At 57.6% G+C, this 26,133-nt stretch carries 20 protein-coding genes; 12 read left to right on the top strand and 8 right to left on the bottom strand.

Annotated features, from left to right (window positions below; genetic code table 11):
* Nucleotides 1–75: 75 nt before the first annotated feature.
* The 3 genes from RBB47_RS01940 to RBB47_RS01930 all read right to left on the bottom strand — a co-directional run bounded on the left by RBB47_RS01940 (nt 76) and on the right by RBB47_RS01930 (nt 2,620).
* A complete protein-coding gene (locus RBB47_RS01940; protein ID WP_305984031.1) occupies nt 76–738 on the bottom strand; it encodes a peroxiredoxin-like family protein in 663 nt (220 codons plus the stop codon).
* A 382-nt stretch (nt 739–1,120) separates the two neighbouring features.
* Nucleotides 1,121–1,684 (bottom strand): carboxymuconolactone decarboxylase family protein, encoded by a 564-nt coding sequence (locus RBB47_RS01935; protein WP_305984030.1) that lies wholly within the window; start codon nt 1,682–1,684, stop codon nt 1,121–1,123.
* Nucleotides 1,685–1,711: 27 nt separating this feature from the next.
* Nucleotides 1,712–2,620 carry an MBL fold metallo-hydrolase gene (locus RBB47_RS01930; protein ID WP_305984029.1) on the bottom strand — a complete coding sequence of 303 codons (909 nt, stop codon included), beginning with the start codon at nt 2,618–2,620 and terminating at the stop codon, nt 1,712–1,714.
* Between the two features lie 171 nt (nt 2,621–2,791).
* Between RBB47_RS01930 and RBB47_RS01925 the strand changes: the two genes are divergently transcribed.
* Complete coding sequence (locus tag RBB47_RS01925; protein WP_305984028.1) at nt 2,792–3,679, top strand: LysR family transcriptional regulator; 888 nt, start codon at nt 2,792–2,794, stop codon at nt 3,677–3,679.
* Between the two features lie 96 nt (nt 3,680–3,775).
* Here RBB47_RS01925 and RBB47_RS01920 read toward each other — a convergent pair whose 3' ends face one another.
* The gene (locus RBB47_RS01920; RefSeq protein ID WP_305984027.1) at nt 3,776–4,648 is read right to left on the bottom strand and encodes a LysR family transcriptional regulator; all 873 of its coding nucleotides are present in this window, start codon (nt 4,646–4,648) and stop codon (nt 3,776–3,778) included.
* 112 nt (nt 4,649–4,760) lie between these two features.
* Between RBB47_RS01920 and RBB47_RS01915 the strand changes: the two genes are divergently transcribed.
* The 8 genes from RBB47_RS01915 (at nt 4,761) to RBB47_RS01880 (ending at nt 14,841) form a co-directional block, all read left to right on the top strand.
* The gene (locus RBB47_RS01915) at nt 4,761–5,588 is read left to right on the top strand and encodes a putative hydro-lyase (RefSeq protein WP_305984026.1); all 828 of its coding nucleotides are present in this window, start codon (nt 4,761–4,763) and stop codon (nt 5,586–5,588) included.
* A 32-nt stretch (nt 5,589–5,620) separates the two neighbouring features.
* Nucleotides 5,621–6,667 (top strand): TRAP transporter substrate-binding protein, encoded by a 1,047-nt coding sequence (locus RBB47_RS01910; RefSeq protein ID WP_305984025.1) that lies wholly within the window; start codon nt 5,621–5,623, stop codon nt 6,665–6,667.
* 12 nt (nt 6,668–6,679) lie between these two features.
* Nucleotides 6,680–7,213, top strand: a complete 534-nt coding sequence (locus tag RBB47_RS01905) for a TRAP transporter small permease subunit (RefSeq protein WP_305984024.1) — start codon at nt 6,680–6,682, stop codon at nt 7,211–7,213.
* Nucleotides 7,210–8,490, top strand: coding sequence for a TRAP transporter large permease (locus RBB47_RS01900; RefSeq protein WP_305984023.1), 1,281 nt, complete (start codon nt 7,210–7,212; stop codon nt 8,488–8,490). The genes RBB47_RS01905 and RBB47_RS01900 overlap by 4 nt, the downstream gene beginning before the upstream one ends.
* Nucleotides 8,491–8,502: 12 nt before the next feature.
* Nucleotides 8,503–9,156, top strand: a complete 654-nt coding sequence (locus tag RBB47_RS01895; RefSeq protein WP_305984022.1) for a DUF2848 domain-containing protein — start codon at nt 8,503–8,505, stop codon at nt 9,154–9,156.
* Nucleotides 9,157–9,196: 40 nt separating this feature from the next.
* A complete protein-coding gene (locus RBB47_RS01890; RefSeq protein WP_305984021.1) occupies nt 9,197–10,468 on the top strand; it encodes an amidase family protein in 1,272 nt (423 codons plus the stop codon).
* A 130-nt stretch (nt 10,469–10,598) separates the two neighbouring features.
* Nucleotides 10,599–11,735 (top strand): efflux RND transporter periplasmic adaptor subunit, encoded by a 1,137-nt coding sequence (locus RBB47_RS01885; RefSeq protein ID WP_305984020.1) that lies wholly within the window; start codon nt 10,599–10,601, stop codon nt 11,733–11,735.
* The gene (locus tag RBB47_RS01880) at nt 11,728–14,841 is read left to right on the top strand and encodes an efflux RND transporter permease subunit (RefSeq protein ID WP_305984019.1); all 3,114 of its coding nucleotides are present in this window, start codon (nt 11,728–11,730) and stop codon (nt 14,839–14,841) included. The genes RBB47_RS01885 and RBB47_RS01880 overlap by 8 nt, the downstream gene beginning before the upstream one ends.
* A 38-nt stretch (nt 14,842–14,879) precedes the next feature.
* Here RBB47_RS01880 and RBB47_RS01875 read toward each other — a convergent pair whose 3' ends face one another.
* The 3 genes from RBB47_RS01875 to RBB47_RS01865 all read right to left on the bottom strand — a co-directional run bounded on the left by RBB47_RS01875 (nt 14,880) and on the right by RBB47_RS01865 (nt 20,180).
* Nucleotides 14,880–16,697 carry a M10 family metallopeptidase gene (locus RBB47_RS01875; protein WP_305984018.1) on the bottom strand — a complete coding sequence of 606 codons (1,818 nt, stop codon included), beginning with the start codon at nt 16,695–16,697 and terminating at the stop codon, nt 14,880–14,882.
* A 370-nt stretch (nt 16,698–17,067) separates the two neighbouring features.
* Complete coding sequence (locus RBB47_RS01870) at nt 17,068–18,813, bottom strand: CAP domain-containing protein (RefSeq protein ID WP_305984017.1); 1,746 nt, start codon at nt 18,811–18,813, stop codon at nt 17,068–17,070.
* A 422-nt stretch (nt 18,814–19,235) separates the two neighbouring features.
* Nucleotides 19,236–20,180, bottom strand: a complete 945-nt coding sequence (locus RBB47_RS01865) for a helix-turn-helix domain-containing protein (protein ID WP_305984016.1) — start codon at nt 20,178–20,180, stop codon at nt 19,236–19,238.
* A gap of 387 nt (nt 20,181–20,567) precedes the next feature.
* On the opposite strand from RBB47_RS01865, the gene RBB47_RS01860 reads away from it, so the two are divergent.
* The 3 genes from RBB47_RS01860 (at nt 20,568) to RBB47_RS01850 (ending at nt 24,642) form a co-directional block, all read left to right on the top strand.
* Nucleotides 20,568–21,839 carry a DUF3179 domain-containing (seleno)protein gene (locus RBB47_RS01860; RefSeq protein WP_305984015.1) on the top strand — a complete coding sequence of 424 codons (1,272 nt, stop codon included), beginning with the start codon at nt 20,568–20,570 and terminating at the stop codon, nt 21,837–21,839.
* Nucleotides 21,840–21,948: 109 nt separating this feature from the next.
* Nucleotides 21,949–23,619 (top strand): sulfatase-like hydrolase/transferase, encoded by a 1,671-nt coding sequence (locus RBB47_RS01855; RefSeq protein ID WP_305984014.1) that lies wholly within the window; start codon nt 21,949–21,951, stop codon nt 23,617–23,619.
* 186 nt (nt 23,620–23,805) lie between these two features.
* On the top strand, nt 23,806–24,642 hold the full coding sequence (locus tag RBB47_RS01850) for a hypothetical protein (RefSeq protein ID WP_305984013.1): 837 nt from the start codon (nt 23,806–23,808) through the stop codon (nt 24,640–24,642).
* A gap of 264 nt (nt 24,643–24,906) precedes the next feature.
* Here RBB47_RS01850 and RBB47_RS01845 read toward each other — a convergent pair whose 3' ends face one another.
* Entirely contained in the window at nt 24,907–26,028 is a 1,122-nt protein-coding gene (locus tag RBB47_RS01845; protein WP_305984012.1) for a linear amide C-N hydrolase, read from the bottom strand.
* Nucleotides 26,029–26,133: the final 105 nt, after the last annotated feature.

Below are 26,133 nucleotides of genomic sequence, written 5' to 3'. Positions count from 1 at the left end.
GCAGGGGAGCAACTTTCAAGACACGCTCACTGGACCAGGAACCTGCGCCTCATCTAAATGAGGCGCGGGAGCGGATCAGGCGGCAGCAGTGGATGCCAGATTATCCAGAACCGGGAACAGGTCTGCCGGCTCTGGACGACGGGTGTAGTCGGGGTTCACTTCGGCGTAAGCGATGGTGCCATCGGCGTCGACGACGTAGCGCGCCGGCATCGGCAGGTTCCACTGGCCGTCCCCGTGGATGCGGGGCAGTTCAACGCCGAAGCCCTGGTGGAACGGGATCACGTAGTCCTGCAAAGACCAACGGATGCCGAGCTTGTCTGCCAGCTCACCGTTTTTGTCTGTCAGGATAGGGAAGCTGAGTTTGTTGTCCTTTTGGGATTTACGGCTGTCTGCAGCACCCTGCATGGAGATCGCAACCAATGAGGCGCCACGGGCACGAATATCAGCGGCAACCTCTTCCAGCGCCTGAAGCTCGATGTTGCAGTAGGGGCACCAGACGCCGCGATAGAACGTCAGGACGACCGGGCCTTCGGCCAGCAGGTCTCTTAAGCTGACTTCGTTCCGGTCCGAGTCCGTCAGTACAAAATCCGGAACCTTTTCACCGGCCTTGAGCGCGCGCTCGGCCTGTCCGCTATCGATCAGCTCCTGGGTTGAACGCGCAAAGGTGTCGAACGCTCCCTCAGGGGCCATCGTCTTGAATTTGGCTTTGAAACCGTCGAGTTTTGCTTGGAGGGACATTTTTTTAAATCTCCGTTTCAAGGGTTTTTGTTGCTGGCAGGGCCTGTGCAATTCGCGCCGCCTGACCTCAATATCGGTCAGTTGAATTCATCACGGTAGACAGGCTCAATGAGTAATGGTTATTTGAAAAACGTATGAACAAAATCGGTCAATCATGACACCTGGGACCATTGGAAGACGAAGACGGGCGGCGCCCCGGAAGTGCACCACCCGACAATTTTGGCTCACTGAATAGTCCCGAGGGATTTGCAGATCTGGGGTGGATACGCCCAACCTTTCCTGGTGTTGCGCCGAATGCTTACGGAGGCGATCGAGCGAACACCCGTTCGACCGATGCGCGACGAGCTGAAAGGCAACAAATCGTCCGGGCGCGCAACCCCCGCTATTCGGCAGCCATCTCCGCGGTCCATGCCATCGGTTCAAATGCTTTGTCGAGAGGGGGATGGACGATGTGGGTGGTGTAGTTTGACAAGACCTTGAGGGCTGTTCCTGCGATCACTTCCAGAACAGTCTGCTTTGTGTAGCCGGCGGCAATCAGTTCATCGACCTGTTCTTCGCTCGCCCAACCGCGCGATTGGTTGATGATCACTGCAAACTTCCGCAAAGCCTCCAGCTTTGGATCTGCAATCGGTGTACCCGCTCGCAGGGCTTCAAGGACACCAGGATCCACACCGGTCATCTTGGATGCCGCGGTATGCGCAGCCATACAATACGTGCATCCGTTCAGGCGGTTGTTGGTCATCAGGATAATCTCGCGCTCGGTCGGCGTGAGATCCGTCTTGTCGAAAATGCCCATCATGGTCATGTAGCTTTCCACCAAAACCGGCGCTTCTGCCATGGTGGCCATCAGGTTCGGCACAAAGCCCAGCTTTTTCTGAATGCCTTGAAGGATAGGCTTGGACGCCTCGGGGGCGTTCTCGATCGTGTATTGCAAATAGGTAGCCATTGGATTTTCCGATACATATCTGGACAGTTAGAGAGGAAGGAAACGAAAGCCGCTGCCGTTGCGCTCAACGCGACCGACACCAGGTCTGGAGACATGGGCAGCTCCCATGATCAGGCCATCGGTTGAAATCATGTCGAGGAGCGTTTTGCGCGATTTCACGGCTTGATCGCCGTCGATGTCGAGCGCCCAGCCGTAGGCAGGGTTTGCAAAATGCACGTCTTCATGCACGGTCAGATCGCCGACCAGAACCAGTTGCTCTCGGCCTCCGTCCAGAACGACAGCCGTGTGTCCGGGCGTGTGACCCGGCGCTGGAATAACATTCACTCCGTCTCCGAAATCAGCCGAGCCGTTGTGAAGAACAACATTGTGTTCAACGACCCTGGAAATTTCCTGCACGGCCGCCACCATCGGGCGCATCGCATCAGGTGCAGCGGTATCGAATCCTTGCGCGTTCCAAAAATTCCACTCGGACGCGGCGATGTGAATGCGAGCGTTCGGGAAGGCAATTCGATTGCCTGCGGCCAAACCTCCAACGTGATCCGGATGCATATGCGTAATGACAATATCGGTCACGTCTTCCGAAGCGATCCCGGCAAGTTGCAAGTCTTCGGGTAGCTTGCTTGCGGTCGGAAAGGCCTTTGTGATGAAGTCGCTCCTGCCTGCACCGGCGTCAAATAGGAAGGTTCGTTCTTCTGTGCGGTAAGCATAGGTGTTCGCTGCAATCTGCGCCGGGTTGCCAAGCTTGGCGCGCAAGCTTTCCGGCGTACCGAGAAACATGTCCACCGGCATGTTGAAATGTCCGTCGGAAAGAGCCAACACCTGCTTGTGCCCAACCGCGACGCCTGTTGCTGCATTCGCGCGGGAGGCCAATACGGCAACTGTTCCGGCTAGGGCAGAGCCCACAAACTGTCGCCGATTGATAATCTGTCTGGTCATTTCTCGTTCTCTCGATGCAATCAGACACTCTATGTCCTCGCGAAATGCTCGGACGCTGGACTGGGCCTGGACAAAGCGCTCACCTTTGACCTGGAGCGATGCATTCTAAGTTGCTCATAGAAGTTTTGGACGGTAGCGTCTAAATGCATCTAACTGTTATTTGAGAAGCAAATGACCGACAGCTTTTCGACACTTCACCTGTTTTCGCGCGTGGCCCGCACCGGCAGCTTTACCGCTGCCGGCAAGGAGGTCGGCCTGTCGCAACCGTCAGTGTCCCGCATTATTTCGAACCTGGAAAAAGATCTTGGAGTCCTGCTGTTTGCGCGGTCGACGCATGCCGTAAGACTGACCGAAGCCGGGGAAGAATATCTGACAAGGGTCGAGCCGATCCTCGCGGACATTGAGGAGGCAAATCACTTTGTCCGCGGGTCAGGTGAGCTACGCGGCAAATTGAGGGTCGGCGCCGCAACCAGTTTTGCGCAAAGGGAAATCATACCGATCTTGCCTTCATTTCTGGCAGACCATCCAAAACTCAAAGTAGAGCTTGTTCTGACGGATTCGCGGCAAGACCTGATTGACGAAGCAATTGACGTTGCAATCCGCTACGGACCGCTGGACGACTCTACCATGGTCGCAAGAAAGCTCGGGAATCCGCCGCGTATCATTACAGCCTCTCCAAAGTACCTCGAACGTGCGGGGTACCCGACCCAGCCGTCTGACCTCATCGATCATCAGATCGTGTTGGGTCCGTCCAGCCGAGGCAAGGTCGGTTGGAGCTTTGAAAAGAACGGGAAAATACAGTCCATTCGTGTCGATGGAAGGTTTCTGGTCACAGTGAACGAGGCGACAACACACGCCGCTCTTGCAGGAATGGGAATTGTCAACACGGCGCTTTGGGGATGCAGGCACGAAATTGCCAATGGGTCGTTGATCAGGCTGCTGCCTGATTGGGACCTTGGGAACATTGAGGTACACGCGCTTCTATCTGGCGGAAAGCGAACGAAACCTTCCGCTCGTGCATTTACCAGGCATCTTCAAGAGGCGTTGTCTCAGGTGTAGGATCGCCGAGCAGCCTACCTCCAATGCGCGACGATCCCCTTGTGGCTCACACGCGCAAGGCCTGTAACAGGCGCTCGCCCGGGCGCATCCTTCCCCTCACGCCTCCGCTCCATACTCCCGCGCCACTTTTTGAGCGACGCGCGCTGCCCTGGCAATCAGTTCGTCTCTGGGCTCGCCGATATAGGTTGCGGTGAAAGACAAAGGGGTCGCCTGCCAGCCCGGATCGAACGTCGCAATACGGTTTTCTTCCACCAGCCGGCGCCCGAGAACGGCGGGCAATATGCCCACCCCGATGCCTGAGGCCACCATCTCGAACCCGGTGGAGAGAGAGTTGGTCGGAAAAATCTGGGCGGTGCTGCCATAGCGGCCGCGCAGCTCGTGGGTAAGTTCCCGGTGCGGCCGGGAATTGCGGTTGTAGGTTATGACGGGTGTGATGCTGAGGTCCGGCTTTGTCAGGTGGATCGGACGGTACCAGGCGAGTTCGAAGGGCGGCAGGTCCAGATTGTCGACGCTGTATTCGGAAATCGGGCCCATCAGGATGGCGAGGTCCAAAGAGCGGTCAAGCAGCATTTCCCGAAGATTGATGGAAATGTCGACCGAAACCTCAATCGTGAGCTTTGGAAAACTGTTGTGTAGTTCGCGCAGGAAATCGGGCAGCCAGGTCTGGGCAACGGTCTCCGCAACACCAAGGCGCAGCAGGCTGCTGATACTGTCCTCAGCCATGACGTCGCCTTTGATCCTTTCCATGATGGCCATGATCTGCTCGGCGTGATCCTTCAGCAGAACACCCTTCCGGGTGAGCGCGACACCCGTAGACCCCCGGCTGAAGAGTTCAGTTCCAAGATAGGTTTCCAGGCTCGAAATTCGTGTCGAAACAGCGGGTTGAGAGACATTCATCTGTTCAGCTGCTTTCCGCACACCACCCATGCGCGCAACGGTCAGGAACGTTCTTAACTGTTCAAAGGTCATGCGGTCTCTCCCGAAAGCGATCCAAAAAACTGATCACTTTGGACAAAAAATCACGATTTGACTTGATCATAGATCCGCCGCAGCATTTTGCCAGCGACTTTTCGAGGTGGACATGACCAGCGGACTGACCAAGCTTCCAGACCTGTTTGAAATGGACACGTTCGCCCAGCGCCGCTTGATCCGCGAAGGTGGCTATTCGGGGCACACTGCCGGTCTGGCCAAGGGCAATCTTCAGTGCAACCTGGCAATCCTGCCAGGCGATTACGCCGACGACTTTCATACCTTTTGCAAGCTGAATCCCAAGGCTTGCCCTCTGGCAGGCGTTTCCAGACGGGGCGATGCGCACATTCCGCGGCTTGGTGAGGATATCGACATTCGCACCGATGCGGCGCGCTACAACATTTATTGCCACGGCGTGCTCGAAAGAGAGGTCAACGACCTGAGCGGGCTGTGGCGCGACGATCTGGTCGCATTCGCAATCGGCTGTTCATTCACCTTTGAGGACGCCCTTCGCAAGGCCGGAATCGCGATGCGGCACATCGACAGTAACGTCACCGTGCCGATGTTCCGCTCGTCAACGGAAACCGCACCTAGTGGTCCCTTTGAAGGTGAAATGGTGGTGTCGATGCGGCCGATCCCGGCGAGCCGGATCGACGAGGTTTTCGACATCTGCGCAAACTATCCGCTCGCCCATGGTGCGCCGGTGCACGTCGGTGACCCGGAAGCAATCGGTATCTCCGACCTCAATTCGCCCGACTGGGGCGAGCCGGTCACTTTCCACGAAGGTGAAATACCCGTTTTCTGGGCCTGCGGCGTGACACCACAAGCTGCGATCATGAGGGCAAGGCCGCCCCTGTCCATAACCCATTCTCCGGGCGCAATGCTGATCGCCGATGTCGGCGAACACACGACCCCGCTTTACCCCTATAACGATAACTAACTGAAAGATTTGAAAAACAGAGGACGAACGACATGAGAAAACTGGTTTTGTTGTCCGCAATCTCCATGATTGCAATCTCGGCCGGAACAAATGCCGAGGCAGAAGAGCTTGCCGTTGTTGGAAGCTGGAGCGGTCTGCCGCTTCACAAGCAGTATGAAGCCCCGTTCTGGAACGAGAAGCTTCCGGAATTGTCCGGCGGCGATCTCACATCGGCTCTCACCACGCACGACCAGATGGGCATTGCCGGCGGTGACGTCTTCCGTCTGTTGTCCCAGGGCGTCTTCGATGTCGGCATGACAGTTGCAGACTACGCGGTGTCAGACAGCGTTGCCCTTGAGGGCCTCGATGTGCCGCTGATTGCGACCGATGCCGCAACCGCGCAAAAAGCGGTTGAAGCCGCCAGACCCATGGTCGACGATATCTACAAGGATGTCTTCAACGCCAAGGTCCTCGGTATTGCGCCCTACCCGCCCCAGGTCGTTTTCTGCAACGCGGAGATCACCTCCCTCGATGATTTGCAGGGCAAGAAAGTACGCGCTTCCGGCCGCATGACTGCCAAGTTCCTAGAGGCCCTTGGCGCGGAAGGTGTCAACGTCGGCTTCGGCGAAGTGCCGGGCGCCCTGCAGCGCGGTGTTGTCGATTGTGCCATTACCGGTGCAGGCTCCGGCTACAATGCCGGCTGGTGGGAAGTCTCCACGCACCTGATGCCGCTGCCGCTCGGCGGGTGGGATCCTGTTGTCACCGCGATCAACCTGGACAAATGGAACTCCCTGTCCGACGACCAGAAAGCGGCGCTGGAAAAGGGTGTGAAGGAGAACCTGGAAGCCCCGGCTTGGGAGTCTGCCCAAAATGCCCTTGAAAACGATGTCGCCTGCCTGACCGGCACCGGCGAGTGCCCATATGGTGAAGCGCGCGGACTGGTTCTGGTGGAGGCGAGTGAAGCCGATCAGGCCAAGGCCAAAGACGTGCTGATTACCGAGGTTCTGCCGGACTGGGCTGAACGTGCGGGCGGCGACTGGGCCAAACGCTGGAGTGACAGTGTCGGCAAGGTCACCGGCGTCAATCTGGAAACAAACTGAGCCGAGGCTTCGATGACTTCCCTGGTGAACCTCTTAAGACGGATCAATGATCGCATCGCAATCGCGGTCGGTCTGGTGCTGCTCGCGTGCGTGGTCTTCACGCTAATCGAGATCATCGCCCGCCGGTTGGGCGGTTCGCTCGGGGGAGTCGACGAAATCTCCGGTTATGTCATGGCTATCACCACCAGTTGGGGCATCAGCTACGCCCTGACGGAGCAGGCACATGTTCGCATCGACCTGCTTCGCCAGCGCCTCGTTCCTCTGGGCAGGGCAATCTTCGACATCCTGTCCCTGATCTGCCTCTCCGGCACGGCCATTGTGGTTGCCTGGCGTGGTTGGGGCGTTCTGGAAAAAACACTCTCAACCGGAGCACGCGCCAACACACCGCTGGAAACACCCCTTTGGATCCCGCAGACACTCTGGTGGGCCGGTTGGGTCTGGTTTGCGCTCTCCGCCAGTATCCTGTTGGTGTCCGTTCTCGTGAAATTTCTGGCATCGGACTACAAGTCCGTTGACGCCATTGCCGGTGCACGGGGGGAAGCATGATCGCGTTCACATCCGTCGGCCTGCTGGGCCTGCTGGCGCTGTCGATCCCCGTCGGCATTGTTCTGTTTCTGCTGGCGTTCGGCATCGACACGTTCTTCAGCCCGTTCCCGCTGATGCGCGGTCTCGGGCAGGTTGTCTGGTCCTCATCGAACAGCGCCACATTGATCGCCATTCCCCTCTTTGTGCTTCTGGGTGAGATCCTCGTCCGCAGCGGTGTCGCGCGGCGGACCTATACAGCCCTGGAAAAGTGGGTTGCCTGGATGCCGGGCGGGTTGATCCACGCCAACATCGCAACGTCGACCATGTTTTCCGCAACCTCTGGATCGTCGGTAGCGACCGCAGCGACAGTCGCGACGGTTGCCATGCCGCAGGCACAGTCGCTCGGATACAATCAAAAACTCTTCTCCGGGGCGATCGCCGCCGGTGGCACGCTCGGGATCATGATCCCGCCGTCGATCAATCTGATTGTCTATGGTTTCCTGACCGAAAGCTCGATCCCCCAACTCTTTCTGGCCGGCCTTGTCCCGGGTCTGTTTTTGGCAGGTCTTTTCATGCTGATCACGGTGATCATGTGTGTCTTCAGGCCGGGTCTCGGCGGTCCGCGCCAGTCCAGCTCACTTTCGGAAAAACTGGCGGGACTGGCGGACCTCCTTCCCATTTTCGGACTTTTCGGCGCAATCGTCGGCTCGATCTACGCGGGCTGGGCGACGCCGACCGAGGCGGCCACCGTCGGCGTTGCCATTGCCCTTCTGATAGCCGCGCACCAAAAAGCGCTGTCATGGGCCATGCTCCAGGACGCGTTGCGAGGCTCGGTCAAGACGTCGGCCATGATCATGCTCGTGGTCATCGGTGCCTATGTTCTGAACTTTGCCCTCACGGCCGCCGGTGTCAGCCGCGCGCTGCAGGGTGTTCTCACCGACCTTGGTCTCGGCCCGCTGGAGACCCTTCTGGTGATCATCCTGATCTATATCGTGCTCGGCTTCTTCATCGAAACGCTTTCCCTCATGGTTGCGACCATACCGATTGTGGTACCGATCATCGTCCAGCTCGGCTACGACAAGATCTGGTTCGGGATCCTGATGATCATCCTGGTCGAGATGGCACTGATCACACCCCCGGTCGGCCTCAACCTCTACGTCGTCCAGGCGGCACGAAAGTCCGGCAGTTTCAGCGACGTCATGCTCGGCTGCATTCCCTATGCGCTTGCCATGCTGGCTATGGTCGGATTGCTCATTCTCATGCCCCAGATCGCCCTCTTCCTGCCCTCAACCTTGTAAGAGATCATTCCCATGAAGTTTCAGACAGCCACCGGTGCGCTTGAGGGCGCTCCAGACCGGCTCATCGTCGCCGGCTGGACCGGACGGAATCGCGCCGCTGTGGATCACCACATCGAGGAACTGGCCGCAATCGGCGTTGCGCCGCCCTCTGCAGTCCCACTCTATTACCAATGCGCTCCCTCGCTTTTGACCCAGGAAACCGACATCCAGGTTCTGGGCCCGGACACATCGGGGGAAGCCGAACCGTTTCTCATCAGTCTTGGCGGCAAGCTCTGGATGGGCCTTGCATCTGATCACACAGACCGTGCCCTGGAGGCCCATTCAGTCGCCGCATCCAAGCAGATCTGCGCCAAGCCTGTCGCCGGCACGCTTTGGGCGTATGAAGAAGTGGCGCCACACACCGACAAGCTCACGCTGCAGTCCTGGATCATGGAAAAGGGAGACTGGACCCTCTATCAGGATGGCACACTCTCCTCGATATTGCCGCTGGAGCACCTGATAGAAGGCGCAAGTGTGCACGAAGGAACCGCTATGCTGTGCGGTACCTTGCCGGCGATCGGCGGCGTCCGTGCGGCCGCCGACTTCAAAATGTCTCTGACCGATCCGATCCTCGGACGTGCAATCGAATGGCAATACCGCGCCTCTTCCCTGGAGGCGATTTCGTGATATCCATCCGGGGACCACAATCTACTCAGGACTTCAAAACATGAGTGCACCGTTTCCCTGGACACCCGACACGGCAAGCAGCAGGCTGGAGACGGCTCTGGAAAGAGCCGCTGGGGAGGATGCAGCCAGATCGGTGTTCCTGAAGCTCCTGACGGACCGGGCCCGCCGGCAGGCACAGAAGGCACCAGACATCAGTAGCCCCTTGTCGGGGGCGCTTGTCAGCGTCAAGGCGCTCTTTGATGTCGAAGGCGAAACAACAAACTCCGCCACCAGGGTGCTTGCGGACGCTCCGGCGGCAGACAAGGACGCTCAAGCCATGGAACGCCTTGACAAGGCTGGCGCGGTTTTTGTCGGCCTGACCAACATGTCTGAGTTCGCCTATTCTGGACTTGGCCTGAACCCGCATTACGGCACGCCGGTAAACCCGGCCTATCCCGGCTGCGCACCAGGGGGATCAACCAGCGGCGGCGCTGTGTCCGTTGCCCTTGGCCTTTGCGACATCGCGATCGGCAGCGACACCGGCGGATCGCTGCGCATTCCAGCGGCCTTCACAGGCATCACCGGCTTCAAGCCGACACAGGCATCCATACCGATGGACGGTGGCAGACCGTTGTCGGACAGCCTTGACAGCTTTGGCCCAATGGCGAAATCGGTCGCGGCGTGTGAACTCGCCTGGCAGGTCATGGCGGGTCTTGCGACTGTTCCGTCCACACCTTCCCGTCAGCGCCTCGTCATTCCGAAAAACTTCGGTTTTTCCGAGATGGATGCGGAAGTCGCCGCGGGTTTCGCGGCAATTGTTCAATCCCTGCACGGGGCCGGATTTAATATCGTTGAACGGGAGTTCTCTGCAATTTCTCTCTATGATCAGGTTCCCCCCTGGCACCTGACATCCGTGGAATCCCGCGCGCATTATGAACACCATTTCCAGAGCTCGCCCGATCAGTTTGACCGCCGTGTTCATGCCCGCATGGGGCTTGCCGACAAGCTGTCTGCCGTCGACTACCGCCAGACACTCAACCGGCGCGCAAGCTTCATCGCCGCATTTCGTGACGAACTTGGCGAGGATTTGCTTCTGCTGCCGACAACGCCCAAGCTGCCGCCCCGGATCGAGGATCTCGCAGACGACGAGGCCTTCAACCGCTTCAACCTGCTTGCGCTCCGCAACCCTTCGCTTGCCAATGTCGCCGACGCCTGCAGCATTGCCCTGCCCTACCGCCACGATAACAACACACTCAGCGCCATGCTGATCGCCGCCGGTGGCCGGGACAGCGCGCTTCTGTCCTGTGCGAAGGCCGTTGAAGCTGAGATCTGACAGAGGGTCAGGATTCGGGGCTGCGCCAATCCCCAAAAAGCTGCCCGCTTTCAACTTGCGAACCGGCGCCCGCCTGTGATCTGCTTGGCGTCAACCGGAAGACTGCCGACGAGCCCGTGGAGCGAGGTTTATGAACCGCATTGTTGGATTGATCCTCGCGCTTGCGTGCGCCTTTGGGTTGGGACTCTGGGCGTCATCGAGCGGATTGTTCTTCTCAGGTGAAAGCCAAACCCGAACGGCCGCTTCAACGGCAGCGAATGACACGTCTTCTCAACAGCAGAGCTTTCCGACGAATGCGGTAATCGTGACGGCGGCGGATGTGGAGTTCACGCCGCCCCGCTCCCGCATCCAGTCGATCGGCACCGGCAAGGCAATCCGGCTGATCCATGTAACGGCCGATGTCGCCGGCACTGTGGAAGAGATCCACGTTCAGCCGAACACCGACGTCAATGCAGGCGATCCTATCGTCACCCTGCAGCGGCAAACCCAGAAAATTCTCCTCGACAGCGCCAAGGCCGAGCTGGAACAGCAGTCTGCCTCCTTCAGTCGTTTTCAGACCCTCTTGAACCAGGGGAGCAATGCCGTTTCGCAGGCCCAGGTCGACGAGGCCAGGGCGTCGCTTGCGGTTGCCGAGGCAAAGGTCGCAGAAGCACAATACGAGTATGACCGCAGGATTATCCGGGCGCCTTTTTCCGGCCGGATCAACCTGAACGATCTGACCGTCGGCAGCTATCTGCCGCAGGGAGCGGAGATCGTCACACTGGTGGATTCCAGCAGCCTGCTCGTGGAATTCACTGTGCCAGAGACGGCCATCAGCCAGATCAGGACCGGTGTTCCCGTTCGACTGACGACACCGGCGCTCGTCGGCCGTGTCTTCAACGGAGAGATCATCGCCTTTGACAGCTCAATCGACGAGGAATTCCGGACTGTGCGCGTGCGCGCAGAGGTTCAGAACCCGCAAAACCTGCTTCTGCCGGGAATGACCTTCAGCGTCAGTCTGGCAAGTTCAGACACGCCGATGCCCATGGTCCCTGCCGTCTCCGTACTCTGGAGCCCGAACGGTGCCTACGTCTGGAAGCTCGGTGCCGACAACCTTCCGGAGCGTGTCGACGTGGTGTTGCGCCACAGGCTCGGTGACAATGTCTGGCTGGAGGCGGACCTGAAGGAAGGTGACCGCGTTGTGAAAGACGGGGCCTTCAAGGTAAGCCAGGGCGTCTCGATCGCCCTGGAGGTTGCTGATCCGTCCGCGGAGAATGCCGATGGGTGACGAGGCGGCGGGCATGATCACCCGCGAGAGGCTGGGCTTCGCCGCGACCTTTGTCGGCCGCCCGATCCTGGCTCTCGTTCTCAATCTCCTCGTGATCATCGGCGGCGTAACGGCGCTCAATGGCGTGGAAGTCCGCGAACTGCCGAACGTCTCCAGGCCGGTCATTTCCGTGCGCGCCACCTACCCCGGTGCAGCGGCGAGCACGATCGACGCGGAAGTCACAAGTGTTCTGGAAGATGCGCTGGCGCGTCTGGAGGGATTGGAGAACATTTCGGCGACCTCGACCTATGGCAGCGCCAGCCTGACGCTCGAGCTGAGCAGCTCGACCGATGTGACCGATGCCGCCAATGACGCCCGGGATCTCGTCTCAAGGGCACAACGCAACCTTCCTGACGATGTCGAGGACCCGACAGTCCAGAAAAGTGATTCAGATGCCGACCCGATTGTCCGGCTCGCACTCAGCGGCACCTTGCCGCTCACGGAGTTGGCTTCGCTTGCAGAGGGCATGGTTTCGGACAGGTTGCTGGCGATCGACGGCGTGTCGGAGGTCCAGGTTGCCGGCGACTATGACCGCATCATGCGCGTCACCTTTTTCCCGGTGGCGCTTGCCAGCCGTGGAATTTCGCTTGCCGACATGCGCACCGCGCTTGCAAGCGCGAACCTTGATATTCCCCTCGGGGCACTTGAAACCGAAACACAGGAACTCATCGTGCGGTCGGTCGCTTCGACCACAACGGAAGAGGCAATTTCGGCCATCCGCCTGAACCGGGAAACGGTAATCGGTGATGTCGCCTTCGTACAGTTTACCTCCGACGATCCGTCCGTGATCACGCGGATCAACGGTCATCCTGCCGTCGGACTGAACGTCATCCGCCAGTCCCACGCCAACACGCTTTCCATTTCCAATGCTGCCCGTACTGCCGTTGCCGAATTGCACGAGGAGTTGCCTGACGGCGCGGACCTGCTCATCGTTGCCGACGACGGGGTCTTCGTGGAGCGATCGATATCAGGTGTCGTGACCAGTATTGCCCTGGCTGTGGTGATTGTCGTGGCCGTCATTTTCCTGTTCCTGCGGTCGCTCCGCGCGGTTGTCGTCCCCGCGGTTGCTGTTCCGATTGCCCTTATCGGCACTCTGGCCGCCATTTGGGCTGCGGGGTTTTCAGTCAACACCATCACCCTGCTCGCGCTCGTTCTGGCAACGGGCATGGTGGTCGACGACGCCATCGTGGTGCTGGAAAACATCGTCCGCCGCCGACGCGACGGGCTTGGCGCCTTTGCGGCAGCTGCGGTCGGAACTAGAGAAGTGTTCTTCGCGGTCATTTCGACAACAGCCACGCTCGCAGCCGTGTTTATCCCGATCTCCTTTCTGCCGGGTCAGGCAGGTGGCATTTTCGGCGAATTCGGCTTCGTCCTGGCCTTCGCCGTTGCGCTTTCCTCCTTCGTGGCCCTGACCCTCAGCCCGGCGCTGTGCGCCTTCGTTGACCCCGGCAAGCCGAGTGGCAAACGGGACGACCCGGAAGCGGATCGGGCTGAAAACCCTTACCTCGTCGGATTTGGAAAGCTGATCGGCATCATCTTGAAGGCACGCTATCTGGTGCTTGCCGCAGCACTGATCTTCGCCGTCGCTTCGCTGGCTCTATACGGATCTTTGCCCCAGGAAATCACGCCATCGGAAGACCGGGGCACAATCATGGTGGCGCTCAGGACGCCCGCATCCGCCAGTCTCGACTATACCAGCCAGCAGGTCGCAAAGGTCGAAAGGATCCTGGAGCCCTATGTCGCGTCCGGCGAAGTCGTTGCGGTCCAGTCGTTGATCGGCCTGCGCTCGACCAGTTTTGCGCTTGTGTTCGTGCGGCTCGCTCAATGGGAGGACCGAGAGCGCAGCCAGCAGCAGATCGCTGCCGAATTGCAAGGCCCGGTCAGCCGGATCCCCGGCGCCTTCATTTCCCTCCGCTCATCCAACAGCCTTGGCATCCGCGGCGCCGGGCGCGGCGTGCAGTTTGCCGTTGTCGGTAAGGAGTACGACGTGCTCGGCGACCTCACGAACGACCTGATCGCGAAGATGGAAACCGATCCGACCTTCGCAAATGTGCAGCTCGTCAACGAGATCAACCAGCCGCAACTGCTTCTTGAAGTGGACCGGGACCAGGCCGCCAATCTCGACATCAATCCACGTGACGTGGTCGAGACGCTCAACACCGTCATTGAGGGCAACAAGGTCTCGGAGATTTTTCTGAACAACGAATCCGTCGAAGTCCGGCTTGAACTTGGCGGGCGCCCGATCAACGACCAGGGTGATCTTGAAAACACGTTCCTTCGGGCCGGAAACGGCCAGTTCGTGCCGATCTCCACGGTTGCGCAGCTCTCCGTGGCAGCGTCGGCCGCCACCTTGAGCCGCGAATCCCGCGAGCGGGCTGTAACGGCTCAGGCCAATCTCGGCAGCGGCGTCGACCTTGGAACGGCCGTCGACCGGCTCAAGGATATCGCCCCGGACGTTCTGGGCAATGACGGACGGTTGGTCTTCCTGGGCGAAGCGGCGACGCTTGAAACGGGAGAAACAACCACGCTCCTGGTTTTCGGCGCTGCCATTCTGATCGTGTTTCTCGTTCTCTCTGCCCAGTTCGAGAGTTTTTCGAGCGCCCTGATCATCCTGATCACCGTTCCCTGCGGACTTGGAACAGCCTTGCTCGCAATCCTCATTTCCGGCGGCAGCCTCAACTATTACAGCCAGATCGGGCTCGTGATCCTCGTGGGCATCATGGCCAAGAACGGCATCCTGATCGTTGAATTTGCCAATCAGCTGCGCCGAAAGGGTGAGGATGTCGACACGGCCATCCGCAACGCCATGCGCATCCGGTTGAAGCCGGTCCTGATGACGATGGCGTCGACGGTCGCAGGCAGCATTCCGCTGGTTCTGGCCAGCGGCGCCGGCGCCGAAGCCAGGACCGCCGTTGGCTGGGTCGTCGTCGGCGGTCTCGGCCTTGCCACGGTCTTTACGCTTTTCCTGACGCCCGCCGTCTATCGCATCATTGCCAGTTGGACCCAGCCACCGGGCGCATCCGAGGAACGGCTGGAACGCGAACTGGCAGATCAGAGCGCGCCTTGAGGAGCAAAACCCGCTGCGCTTCAAACGGGTTTCTGGGTTCAGACAAAGGCGAAATCGTCCGGACCGAAAACCTGTCCGTTCTGAAACACGAACTGCTCCACGTTGTCGCCGGCGTCATTGATCGATACCTCACCCGCGCCGCCGTCCCAGGAAAGGACCATGTCGCCGTCCCCATCCAGCGAGACTTCGACCTCCGATCGATTGAGATCCTTGAAGGTCAGCTTGTCATTGCCGTTTCCCGCCAGCTCGACAATCTCGATCCTGCCTCCGTTCGACGTGATGACATAGGTATCGTTTCCCGCGCCTCCCTGCAGTTTTTGAACACCGCCGGAAGAACCGCCGGGCGTAAGCGTGTCGTTCCCGGTGCCACCAATCAGTGTGTCGGTGCCGCCGCTCCCTTTCAGGACGTCGTTTCCGCCTTCACCGTTCAGCCAGTAGTTGACGTTTGCGTTGCCGCCAGTCACCTGATCGCCTTTTTCAGCTCCCTGAAACGCCTCGAAACCGTACCAGGACAGGTTTGACGTTGTGAATTTCGCTCCCGCCTCGACAATCAGCTTGTCCGTTCCCGGGCCACCAATATTCTTCGGGGTCCCGTCACCCTTCCAGAAATAGTCGCCGGCGCCGTAGTAGATCGTATCGTTACCGGCACCACCCCAGACGGCATCGCGGCCCACACCGCCTCTGAGGGTATCGTTGCCGCCTTGCCCCACCAGTCTGTCCAACCCATTCGCACCGGTCAGCGTGTCGTTGCCGGCGCCGCCTTGAAGCAGGTCGTTGCCGGAACCACCCTGAAGATTGTCATTGCCGAGACCGCCGCGTAGAACGTCGTTTCCGCCGTTGCCCTTCAGGACGTTGTTGGCTGTATTGCCAACGAGTTCGTCCCTGCCGGAGCCACCGACCGCGTTCTCGATGACAGTGCCGCGCGCAACAATCAGGTTTCCTGTCAAACCGCCGACATTGGAAATTGCTTCCTGATTGAGATTGATGAGCTGATTGGCTGAATAGTGCGAAAAGTCAAAGAGATCAGTTCCACCATTGTCGTAAATTGTCATCGCAGCCGTCTGATTTGACTCAAAAAACGTCTCCAGATAGCCACCCGCGTTCGAGTTGTTGCCATAGACCGTCGCCCCGGTGCGGATGTTGGTCGGCGTTCCGTAGAGATCCTGGATCGCGACGATATCGGCAACCATCGGTGTGATCACATAGGCGAAGCTGGCATCGATATAGGTGTTTTCCGTCTGGCTGAAGTAGGACATGACGGTCGCTTGCCAGGAATCGTTGAGATAATGATTGTCAACGCCATAGGTCGCCGAGCCGTTGTAGTTTCCGGCGTGCCTCAGGCCCAGTGCGTGCCCGATTTCGTGAATATAGGTCTGGAACGAATAGCTGTTGATGCTTGTTCCATAAGCATTCAACCAGCCTTTCGAAACATTCACGTCGGCGAAAACCAAATCACCGTTGCTTCGCCAGGAATAGCTGGCGTAAGCGCCCGAATTCTCGTCATCGAACGTGATTTTCGCGCCGCTTGAAACGAAGGCGAAGTTGAGGCCGGTCACATTCTCCCACGCTTCCAGCGCATTTGTTGCGAGAAACTTTCCGGCGTTCGTCAGTCCTGTGATGTCGACCGTAATCGTGTCGCCCGGCTTTGCGTCAAAGGCGATTTGCGCACCGCCGGAGGTTTCCTGGGTCAGTTGATCAGCGATCTGGTTGTTGCTGAAGACGGGCAGAGGAGCCGATGTTATAGCCGACCCGTCAATATCCGGATTTGCCGCCGGTCCGCTGCCGTCATCGCATGAAAACCCGGCAGCATACGGCAATTCGGTCGTGCGGCCGGTAGCGACACAGAGTTCACACATGTCGAGATGCCTCGCTTTTGATGTGGAGTTGGGTGAAAGCGATCAGGAAAAAGCCCCGGCCACAGTTGAGCAGCGCGCCTGATCAATGGCACCGCTGCGCACGGGCTCACCTTCCGCAACGATTGAGAATTCAGGTAGTTTTTCCAACCTGAATCGCTTCATCAATAAAAAATCTACAAGATCGGCTGATACACTCAAGTAAATTCATGCAAATAGAATAATCAAATAATATTACAAAAGAAAGTTCGGTAAATTTTAGATCATATTATTTTCATTTTACATATATCATCTCGCAAACGGGCAAATCGTTTTCTATCTCAAAGAATGAGACATAGGCCCGCTCCGTTGCCGGAACGGGCCGTTGCACAGTTCAAACAAATGCAAAATCGTCGGGACCGAAAACCTGTCCGTTCTGAAACACGAACTGCTCCATATGGTCGCCTGCGTCGTTGATCGACACCTGGCTAGCGCCATCGTCCCAGGAAAGGATCATGTCGTTGTCGCTGTCCAGCGAGACCTCGACATCCGAGCGTTTGAGGTCCTTGAAGATCAGTTTGTCGTTGCCGTTCCCTGCCAGTTCGACAATCTCGATCCTGCCTCCATTCGAGGTGATGACGTAGGTATCATTACCTGCGCCTCCCTGAAGCTTTTGAACACCTCCGGAAGAACCGCCAGGGGTGAGCGTGTCGTTCCCGGCGCCGCCGATCAGTGTGTCGGTACCACCACTTCCCTTCAGGAAGTCATTACCGCCGCCGCCATTGAGCCAGTAATCAATGTTGGCATTTGCGCCCGTAACCTTGTCGTCCTTCCCAGCGCCCTGAAACGCTTCAAATCCATACCAGGACAGGTTGGATGTGATGAATTTGGATCCGGCCTCCACGATCAGCTTGTCCGTTCCCGGCCCGCCAATATTCTTTGGCGTCCCGTCCCCTTTCCAGAAGTAGTCTCCCGCACCGTAATAGATCGTGTCGTTGCCGGCGCCGCCCCAGACCGCATCTCGCCCCGGACCGCCCTTTATTATGTCATCGCCGGCTTTGCCGATCAGCTTGTCGAAGCCGTTGCCGCCAATCAGCGTGTCATCGCCCGAATTGCCGTGCAGCGTGTCGTTTCCGCCGCCACCCTTGAGCTCGTAGTCAACCGAACCGTCATTACCGGCAACATAGTCGTTGTTCTCTGCCCCTACGAATTTCTCAAATCCATACCGGGAAAGCCCGGTCGTGTTGAACACGGATCCCGGGTTGATGACCAGAGTATCGATCCCTGCCCCGCCGATGTCCCGTGGCACACCATTGTCCCAGAAGTCGTCGCCGTTGGTGTAGTAGATCGTGTCGTTTCCATCGGTCCCGATGGGAGGCGGTGTCCCTCCACCCTCCGAACCGTCTTTGACATCCAGCTTGACATTGTCACCGGAGACCGAAAAAGCCTTCTCGATGGTGCCGTTTATGCCGGCGCCGGTAAATTTGGCGGTGTAGGAGCCGTTCGCCAGCGCAATGCTGTAACCGCCGCCTGGATCGGTCGACTTCGTGGCGACCGTCGCACCAGAAGAGTTGACGATCGTAACGGTGGTCGAGCCAAGCTCCTCACCAATGTCGTAGAACTGATCGTTGTCGGCATCATCAAACACGACACCCGTCACGTAATTCTTCGTCGTGCCTGCAAAATTCTGCGTGGCGTAGCTCGTCGGATGATTTGAATCGCTCGGGTGCCCGCCGACCGCATCGCCAATGCCGAGGACCGTGTAGTCAGAATTAAGAATATTCGCCCTGTGTCCGGACGAATTCATCCAGCCTTGATGCATACCTTCGACAATGGCCTGAGGGACATAGGCGCCGCTGATCGGCGTATGCTGGTTGAACGGGTTATAGGCGATGTTCTCGCCCATCGGATACTCGGTCCAGCCTTCTGCCCTCATGCGGTCCCAGGGGCTGGATCCACCCTGCCCTGTATGATTGAGCACCCGTCCGGACGCCATCCATTCGGAGTGTTTCTGAGCTGCCGCATTGAGTTGCGAAACGGCCGCTAGCGGCTCCAGTCCTGCACTTGCTCTCTCCTTGTTCACGAGTTCCAGGATCAACTGCTCGCTGGCGCTGAGCCCGTTTACAGGATTGTTTATCATTGCGTTTCCTTTCCCGCTTTGAATCGCGCCGCGGAGGCTTGTCGGGAAATCGGGCGAAAGAAACGCCGGATTTGGGAATGAATTTGCCAAAGATGTGTCAGAAAAAATAACGCGTTTTGCGAGCATCTCCGGTTGTCGGCAGCGGTGCGATCTTCACGAACCGAGTATTGGCAGATATGCTTATCCTGCAGCGGTTCACGCTGAGGTCAAATCCGTTAGACGTGCAGTAGCGCCATCAAAAATTCTGTATTAGCTAAATATTAGTTGCACGTTCAAAAGTTATTTCAATTCAAAATTTCAATCTAATTTATCTGAAAAAAAGAATTACTTCGAAAACAGAGTTCAATCAATAACAAGAATAAGTCACGCGAAATGAAAACGCAGGATCAAGACCCATATTCCAAGCAATATCAGAATATCTTCTATGAATACCGCCGAAGCGTATCGGACGGCCGCTCGCCAAACATCTTCCGATAGTCGTGCGCAAATTGGCCGACATGGGAAAGACCGACAAGATCCATGACATCGGCAACTGACAACTTCGCGTCGGCCGCACTCTGCAATCTCCGCCTGGCTTGCGCCAGCCGAGCTGATTTCAAGAAGGCTGCAGGACCGGTTCCGAATTTTTCCTGAAATGCAATCTCCAGGGCACGACGGGAAATACCGCCTCTGTTGCACATATCCGAAATCCGGGTGTCGGCGAGATCACCCGACGCGACCGCATTCAGGATTTCCTCCATCACGACACGTGAAGCATTTGGCGCAGTTTCGCGCGGCTGCAGCCCGGTTTGCATCATCCAGCAACTGACAAGGCCTTCGACCAGCGCGTCGAGCATGCAGGCATCCACCGACGCCGGATCGTCTTCAAACCTGCAGAGAACCGACCGCGCCTTCCGCAAGATATGGCCAGGAGCACGGAAGACACTTGGGAGCCGGGAAAGATGCGGCACCGGAAAGCCACTGCGCGCCATATAGCTGCCGATCACTGCTACATCCGCGGCAAGCAGATGAACCTCAAAATCCGGGGCAGATATCGACCTCAATTCGGTACCCGGCAAATAGACCAACACGTCGTCGGCGCACGTATTTTGTCCCCGCCACCAGAGTTCGCCGAGGCTTTCGCCGGGAATGGTGAATGTCACTTTTCCCTGCGGCGGTTCGCCGTTCTGATCGAAGCTCATCCGGAAGCGGGCGTAACTGCAATCAAATTGCGCGACACGCCCCTGTATGATCTTGGCAATCTTCTGGTCTTCCGGGACCAGTCCGAGTGGTTGGAACTGAAGATCCCAATACCGCACGTCATGGCACAGCTGGTCGACATCCTGAAACTCCGAAATAAGCCTGATCTGACAGTCTGGATGCCCCAACGAAATTGGTCCTTCGTTTCGCTATTTCGATCATGGAAACAGACGAACCTCCGTAAAGTCAATTGAGTAAAGGGCAAACCGAGCAAGAGGTTTTCCGGAAGAATTCTAGTAACAGTGTCACTTAATGGCGCCAAACCGGCTCACAAGCAGCGTAGCGTGGTGTTGGCAAGAATCACAATCCTTGCAGCCTCACGCCATATGCGAGAAAGTTCCCTAGAGGAAATTATGGATGTATCATACGAGGGATCATGAAAGGCCCTGAGATCGCGTACCGGAGCATTTTTCTTAAAGAATGCGGCCGTGAAACGAAAGTCGCTGTTGGGCGCACGACTTGTTCAACGCTCCTGAAATCGTTGCAACGCGATAGATAAAGGCAGTTTCGAAGTCATGGCAATTGTCGGTAATCTTCTGTTTTATGCTGGTCTCGCAGTCTCGCTTGCAATCGGTCTGCTCTATTTTCGCGACCTCGGCGATGTATCGCAGATGATCCTGAAGGTGAAACGCGCCAATATGGTGCGCTTCATCCGCAACGAATACCGCCTGCTGGCTGTCGGCGTCGCAGGCGCAGGCGTCATGACCCTCGCCCATTTCGCCCTCGGCGGAGGGCCCTTCTGGCTGTGGCTCCTGGCCTTTTTGCTGTCGGTCATTCTCTTTGCCTTTCCCTATATCTGGGTCCATGTCGGCCTGAGGAACCAGAAGAACACTGCTCAATATCTTCCGGTCAAAGAAGCGATGGAGTGGGTCAGCCCCTCAAGTCCTGTTCTCGTCATTGAAAACAACGGCGTCGCCAGAGCACATCCGGATGCCCAGATCATGCGGCCGCATCTGGCCGGCAACTCAGAAGGACTGAATGGCGAGAACGTCATAATGACTTATTGCGCCATGGCCAATCTGGGCATTGGCTACACACCAAGGATCGAAGGCCAGGATCTGGATCTTGAAGTCCTGGCGCAGCACGGCAACAACCTGATCTTGCGCGACAACCGGACCGGCGAACCGATCCAGCAGATCTATGGTTTCAGGGAACGGGACGGCAAGCAAACCGGTGACGGGCCCGCCTGCCCTCTCCAGCCGGACCTCGCGATGAAGCCCTGGCCGACCTTCCGCATGACCATGCGCGGCTTCAAGAAGGCTTATCCGGACGGCAAGGTCTTTATCAACAAGCCGTCGTCCAACCCGCTCCTGTTCCTGTTTGATCTTGCAATCGAGACAATTTTCTCATCCGAAATTGCTCGCCAGCACAGGGTGAATGAGCCCATCATCAAGAACCTGAACCGGGCTGCCGACACACGTCTGCCGAACAAGACCTATGTCTGGGGCGTCGACATCAACGGTGATGTGACCTGCTGGACGGACGATTTCGTCATCGAAAACAACAATATCGTCAATGCCAAGGTCGGCGGGAAGGACCTTGTTGTTGCCTGGGACCCGAAATACGAGAGCCTCGGCGTCTGGTACAACGACACTGGCGCGCCGGTAAGCGAAATCGACTTCTTCGGTAACACGGCGGGTGGCAGATTGAGCCGTGTCGAAAACGTCCGTCCCGGGATGTTCTGGCATGTGTGGGCCGAGTTTTTTCCGAACACCGACATCAACCGCACCAGTACCGCCGCCGATAAAACGGCTACAGCTGAAACATCGACCGAGGCAGCTCAGTGAGCGGCCGTCCCCAGGCCAGTGCTCGGCAAAGGCACCGAAGGATCGGCTTTCCCAAGCCCACCGCTCGAAGCTTCAAGATTGTTTTTGTACAAATAACCGGGAGACCGGAATGAACAGACTGCTTACGGCAATATCACTTGCTCTGGTTTGGGCGCCGGTTCAGGCGCAGGACACACCCATCGTCCACGACGCTGAATACTACATCCTGGAAGCCCAGAACGGCGAAAAATGGGCCGAGGAAGATACGGCACTCGATGCCGCTCTGGCCGAAATACGGGATCGGAACGGCGGCAAGCCACCCAACATCGTCTACATCCTGATCGATGACATCGGTTTTGGAGATCTTGGCAGTGCCACCTTGAATGCCGTGCGTGGCTACAAGACACCGGCAATCAACGAGCTTGCCAGCGAAGGCATGCGGCTCGCGCGCATGTATACCGAACCGTCCTGCACTCCGACACGCGTCGCCTTCATGACCGGCCGGCAACCGCACCGAAACGGCATGGGCAACACGCAAGTGGAGCTGTCGGGCTTCGGCCTCGCCGACAAGGAAGTCACGCTGGCGGAAATACTGTCGGAAGCGGGTTACAACACGTCCCACGTCGGCAAGTGGCACATGGGCGACATTCAGGAATCCTGGCCCAATTTCCAGGGGTTCGACTACGCCGTGTTCCCGATCCACCAGCAGGGGCAATTGACGATCTACCACGACGATGCCGCCGATGAGGAAGTTTCAATTGGGATCGGTGGCAACAACTATGATGATCGCTTCACGCTCGACCGCTGGTTCAGGACCGACGCGTCCCGGCTCGTCACCGGGGTGGAAGGCTTGCGCAACGAACCCGTTCAGGAAGTGGAGATGGCCCCCGGCGAACGGTGGACCGAAGGCAAATACCATGAAATGAACGTGCGCTATCAGAACCAGGCGATGGAACAACTGCGCGAACTTGCCGGAAGAGACGAGCCCTTCTTCCTGCAATACTGGCCGCTTTATCCGCTGACCGGCCCACGCACGACGACAGAGGAATACACGACGCCAAATGGCGGCATCTACGTTGAAAAAATGAAGCTGGTCGACCAGTGGATCGGCGAACTCATGACGGAAATGGACACGCTCGGCATTGCGGACAACACCATTGTCATTGTCATGGGCGACAACGGACACTTCACAAAATATTCGCCGCAGTCAGGCTACACGCCGATGATTTTCCAGGGTGGCAAAGGCAAGACAACCGAAGGTGGCGTGCGTGTCGATGCCTTTGTGCGTTGGCCAGGTGTCATTGAAGCCAATTCGGTTGTCGGCGACATGGTGCATGTCAGCGATCTCTTCACCACACTCGCACGGCTCGGCGGCGCCAAGGGCAACATTCCAACTGATCGCATCATCGACGGCATCGATCAGACGTCGCTTCTGTTGAATGGCGAGGAACATGGACGTCGCGATTTCGTTTTCCTCTACAACATCAACAAGCTGGAAGCAGTGGTCAAGGAACAGTACAAGCTTGCGATCCCCGGTGGCAGCATCGAAAACGCCATTCTCGCAGACTTTTTCGATCTCTATCGCGATCCCCAGGAAAAGTACCCGGTCTCCACCGAGATCGGTGCCTGGGGCAGCGCCAAGTTCGTGAACATACTTCAGCGCCATTTGATGCGCAAACAGAAGTACCCGGACGAAAAACCCGGCGTCGGTATGCCTTATGACGGCGTTGAAAACCTGCGGCCGGAAACCAAGGCGATGCTGGAGGAATGGATGTTCATGCGGCAGACACCCGAAAAGTAGGCGCGGCGAATGATCAGAAAGCTGTGCTTGGCAACCCGAAACGGGTGTCAGAGAAAGTGTTGCATTTCGGCAAGCATTCAAAGCTTACCGCGCTGGCGCCATAGCCGCCAAGCTACAGTTATGCTTAAATAAACATACGAATTCCTCAGGGTCATTTGGAATTCATTTCAAAGAAGGCAAGTTTTCATGGGTAAAATTGACAGTATTCCCGCAAAAGCGCGTTGCTTGGGCCTTGTTTTACTCGCGCTGGGCTTGCCCTTCGGATCAGCAAACGCCGCCGATCTGCCCGGCGCTCCCGCTCCGGTAGATGTCCCGCCGGTCGAGCGCATCAACCGGACCTGGGAATTCCTGATCGCTCCTTATTTTGTTGCCGCCAACATCTCCGGAACCACGCAGGTCGGGCGGCTTCCGGCGACCGATATCGATATCAGTACCGGTGATATTCTGGAAAACCTGAGATTTGGCGCAATGATCCGCGCTGAAGCACTCTACCAGCAGAGGTTCGGGGCGCTGGTCGACATTGCCTATATGGGCCTCGGCGGATCCGCGGACATTCGCGCGGGCGGCGGTCGCATCAGCGTCGGTGTCGATCAGACGATCGCCGAAGCCATGCTGTTCTACCGTGTCTACAACACCCCCCAAACCTCGGTCGATCTGCTTGCCGGTGGACGTTATTGGGACATCAATCTCGATCTGAACGCGCAAGGAACGTTTGTCGGCAACTTCGATATTTCGCGCGGCGACAACTGGATCGATCCGGTGATCGGCATACGCGCGTTCCATATTTTCAACGACAAATGGTCGGCAAACGCCCGAGGCGACATCGGCGGCTTCGGTGCTGCGTCCGATTTCACCTGGAACGTCCAGGCTGGTGTCGGCTACCACTTCAACAAAACCTGGTCGGCCCACCTGCAATACAAGGCTCTCAGCGTCGATTACGACAACGACAAGACCGGCACGAGCAGCTTTGCCTACGACACCATCACGCACGGCCCGCTGCTTGGCGTTGCCGCCCGTTTCTAGGCCGTATGTTTGCAAACGTTGTCGTCCGGTTTTTCCCTCAGACTGGATTTGAAAGGCCGAGACTGTGATGCCGGCTACGTGTTGGTACCGGTCTTCATCGCGAACTGACTTGTAGACTTCATCGTGCGTTCGAGCAGGCAATTGCTTCACGCCCGTTGCCTGCCGGAATTTAGACCTGACCCACCTGCCGCGGCGCCAGGTCTTGTTGCAAGGCGTACATAGACAGGACTTGGCTCGTGTCCGCCGCCGCTTGCCGTTTCAGTCTTACCTGGTCGGGGTCATATCAACGATTGTAGGCTCGCGATCACCGCTCGTCTCAAAAACGATCATCTCGTCGCCCATGGCGTCGAAGTCTATTTGTTTCATGTCGACCATATGGACCGTGCGGTCGTACATCGTGTGATAGTAATAGATCAGGTTCTGAGAGTCGCTCGCGGTCGTGATTTGCGTCGCACTGTAGAGCAGATCGTCCGATTGGACATCATCCTGAGCGCCTTCCGCCGCATCTGCAGGAATGTTGAAATTGTCGAGAATCCTGAACGCTTCACGAACAGTGTCATAACCGCCTTCTGTCTCGCGTGCGGTCTGCGAGAAGGCTACAGCACGCACAAAGCGCGACGGTGGGGTGAAATCGCCGGGCAGGCCAATCATACCGCTGCCGGCTCCGAGCGGGGCAAAAGTAACACCGCTCGCTTCGACCTCCGGAAGACCGATAGCGCTCAAGTTGACGTAATTGTTGAGGTTCGTCATGTGCCAATCATAGTTTGGCGAGTTGGTGATAACGCCAAGCGGAGCTTCGAAAACAGTCAACTCGCCGTCGATGTACTCAACGACAATTCGCCCACCGAAGCGATCAGCCACCAGCAAGTGAAATGGAAACGGGAAGCCAAGAGTTTCGTCAACCACACCGACGACACGAATTTCCTCCAGCCCGGCCTGTGCCTCCGCGACCGTTTCGAAATTCGACAACACATAGCTGGCCAACAAGTCACCAGGGATCGTCTCGTTGGCCAAATCAGGGTCGTAGTCCTGATATTCCGTAAAGCCCGGCAGATAAAAGAGGCCAGCAGTCAATCCTGCCTCATTGATCCCGTCAGCGGGTGCACCGTGGTCCAACATGCTGATGCCGACCATACCGAAGCGCCCGGTCCATGACGCTCCTTGCTTGCCGTCAGGCATTTCTCCGGCGGTATAAGCGTAGCCTCTCGGGATTATGTTGATTTTCGTTTCAAGATCGAACGGGCCCCACTCTGCAGTTCTTGCACGAATGATGCTTCCGTCGGTCCCTGTCAGCATGATCCCTGTGCATGCCCAAGCCACCGACACCGATGCAACAAGTGCAATTCCCACACCCACGCCAGCCTTTAGGATCCTGTACAACGCCATGAAACTTCTCCCTCTTTGGTGCCTGTAGCAATCAACACATACAATTGTGATGCTCACATGTCTGTCGATTGCAGCGTGAGAGCGACAGAAGCAAAACTATTTGCA

This window comes from Roseibium sp. MMSF_3544, assembly GCF_030732845.1.
In the GTDB taxonomy this organism is placed as follows: Bacteria; Pseudomonadota; Alphaproteobacteria; order Rhizobiales; family Stappiaceae; genus Roseibium.
The sequence above is the reverse complement of the archived record's forward strand: the minus strand, read 5'-3'. Positions and strand labels throughout refer to the sequence as shown.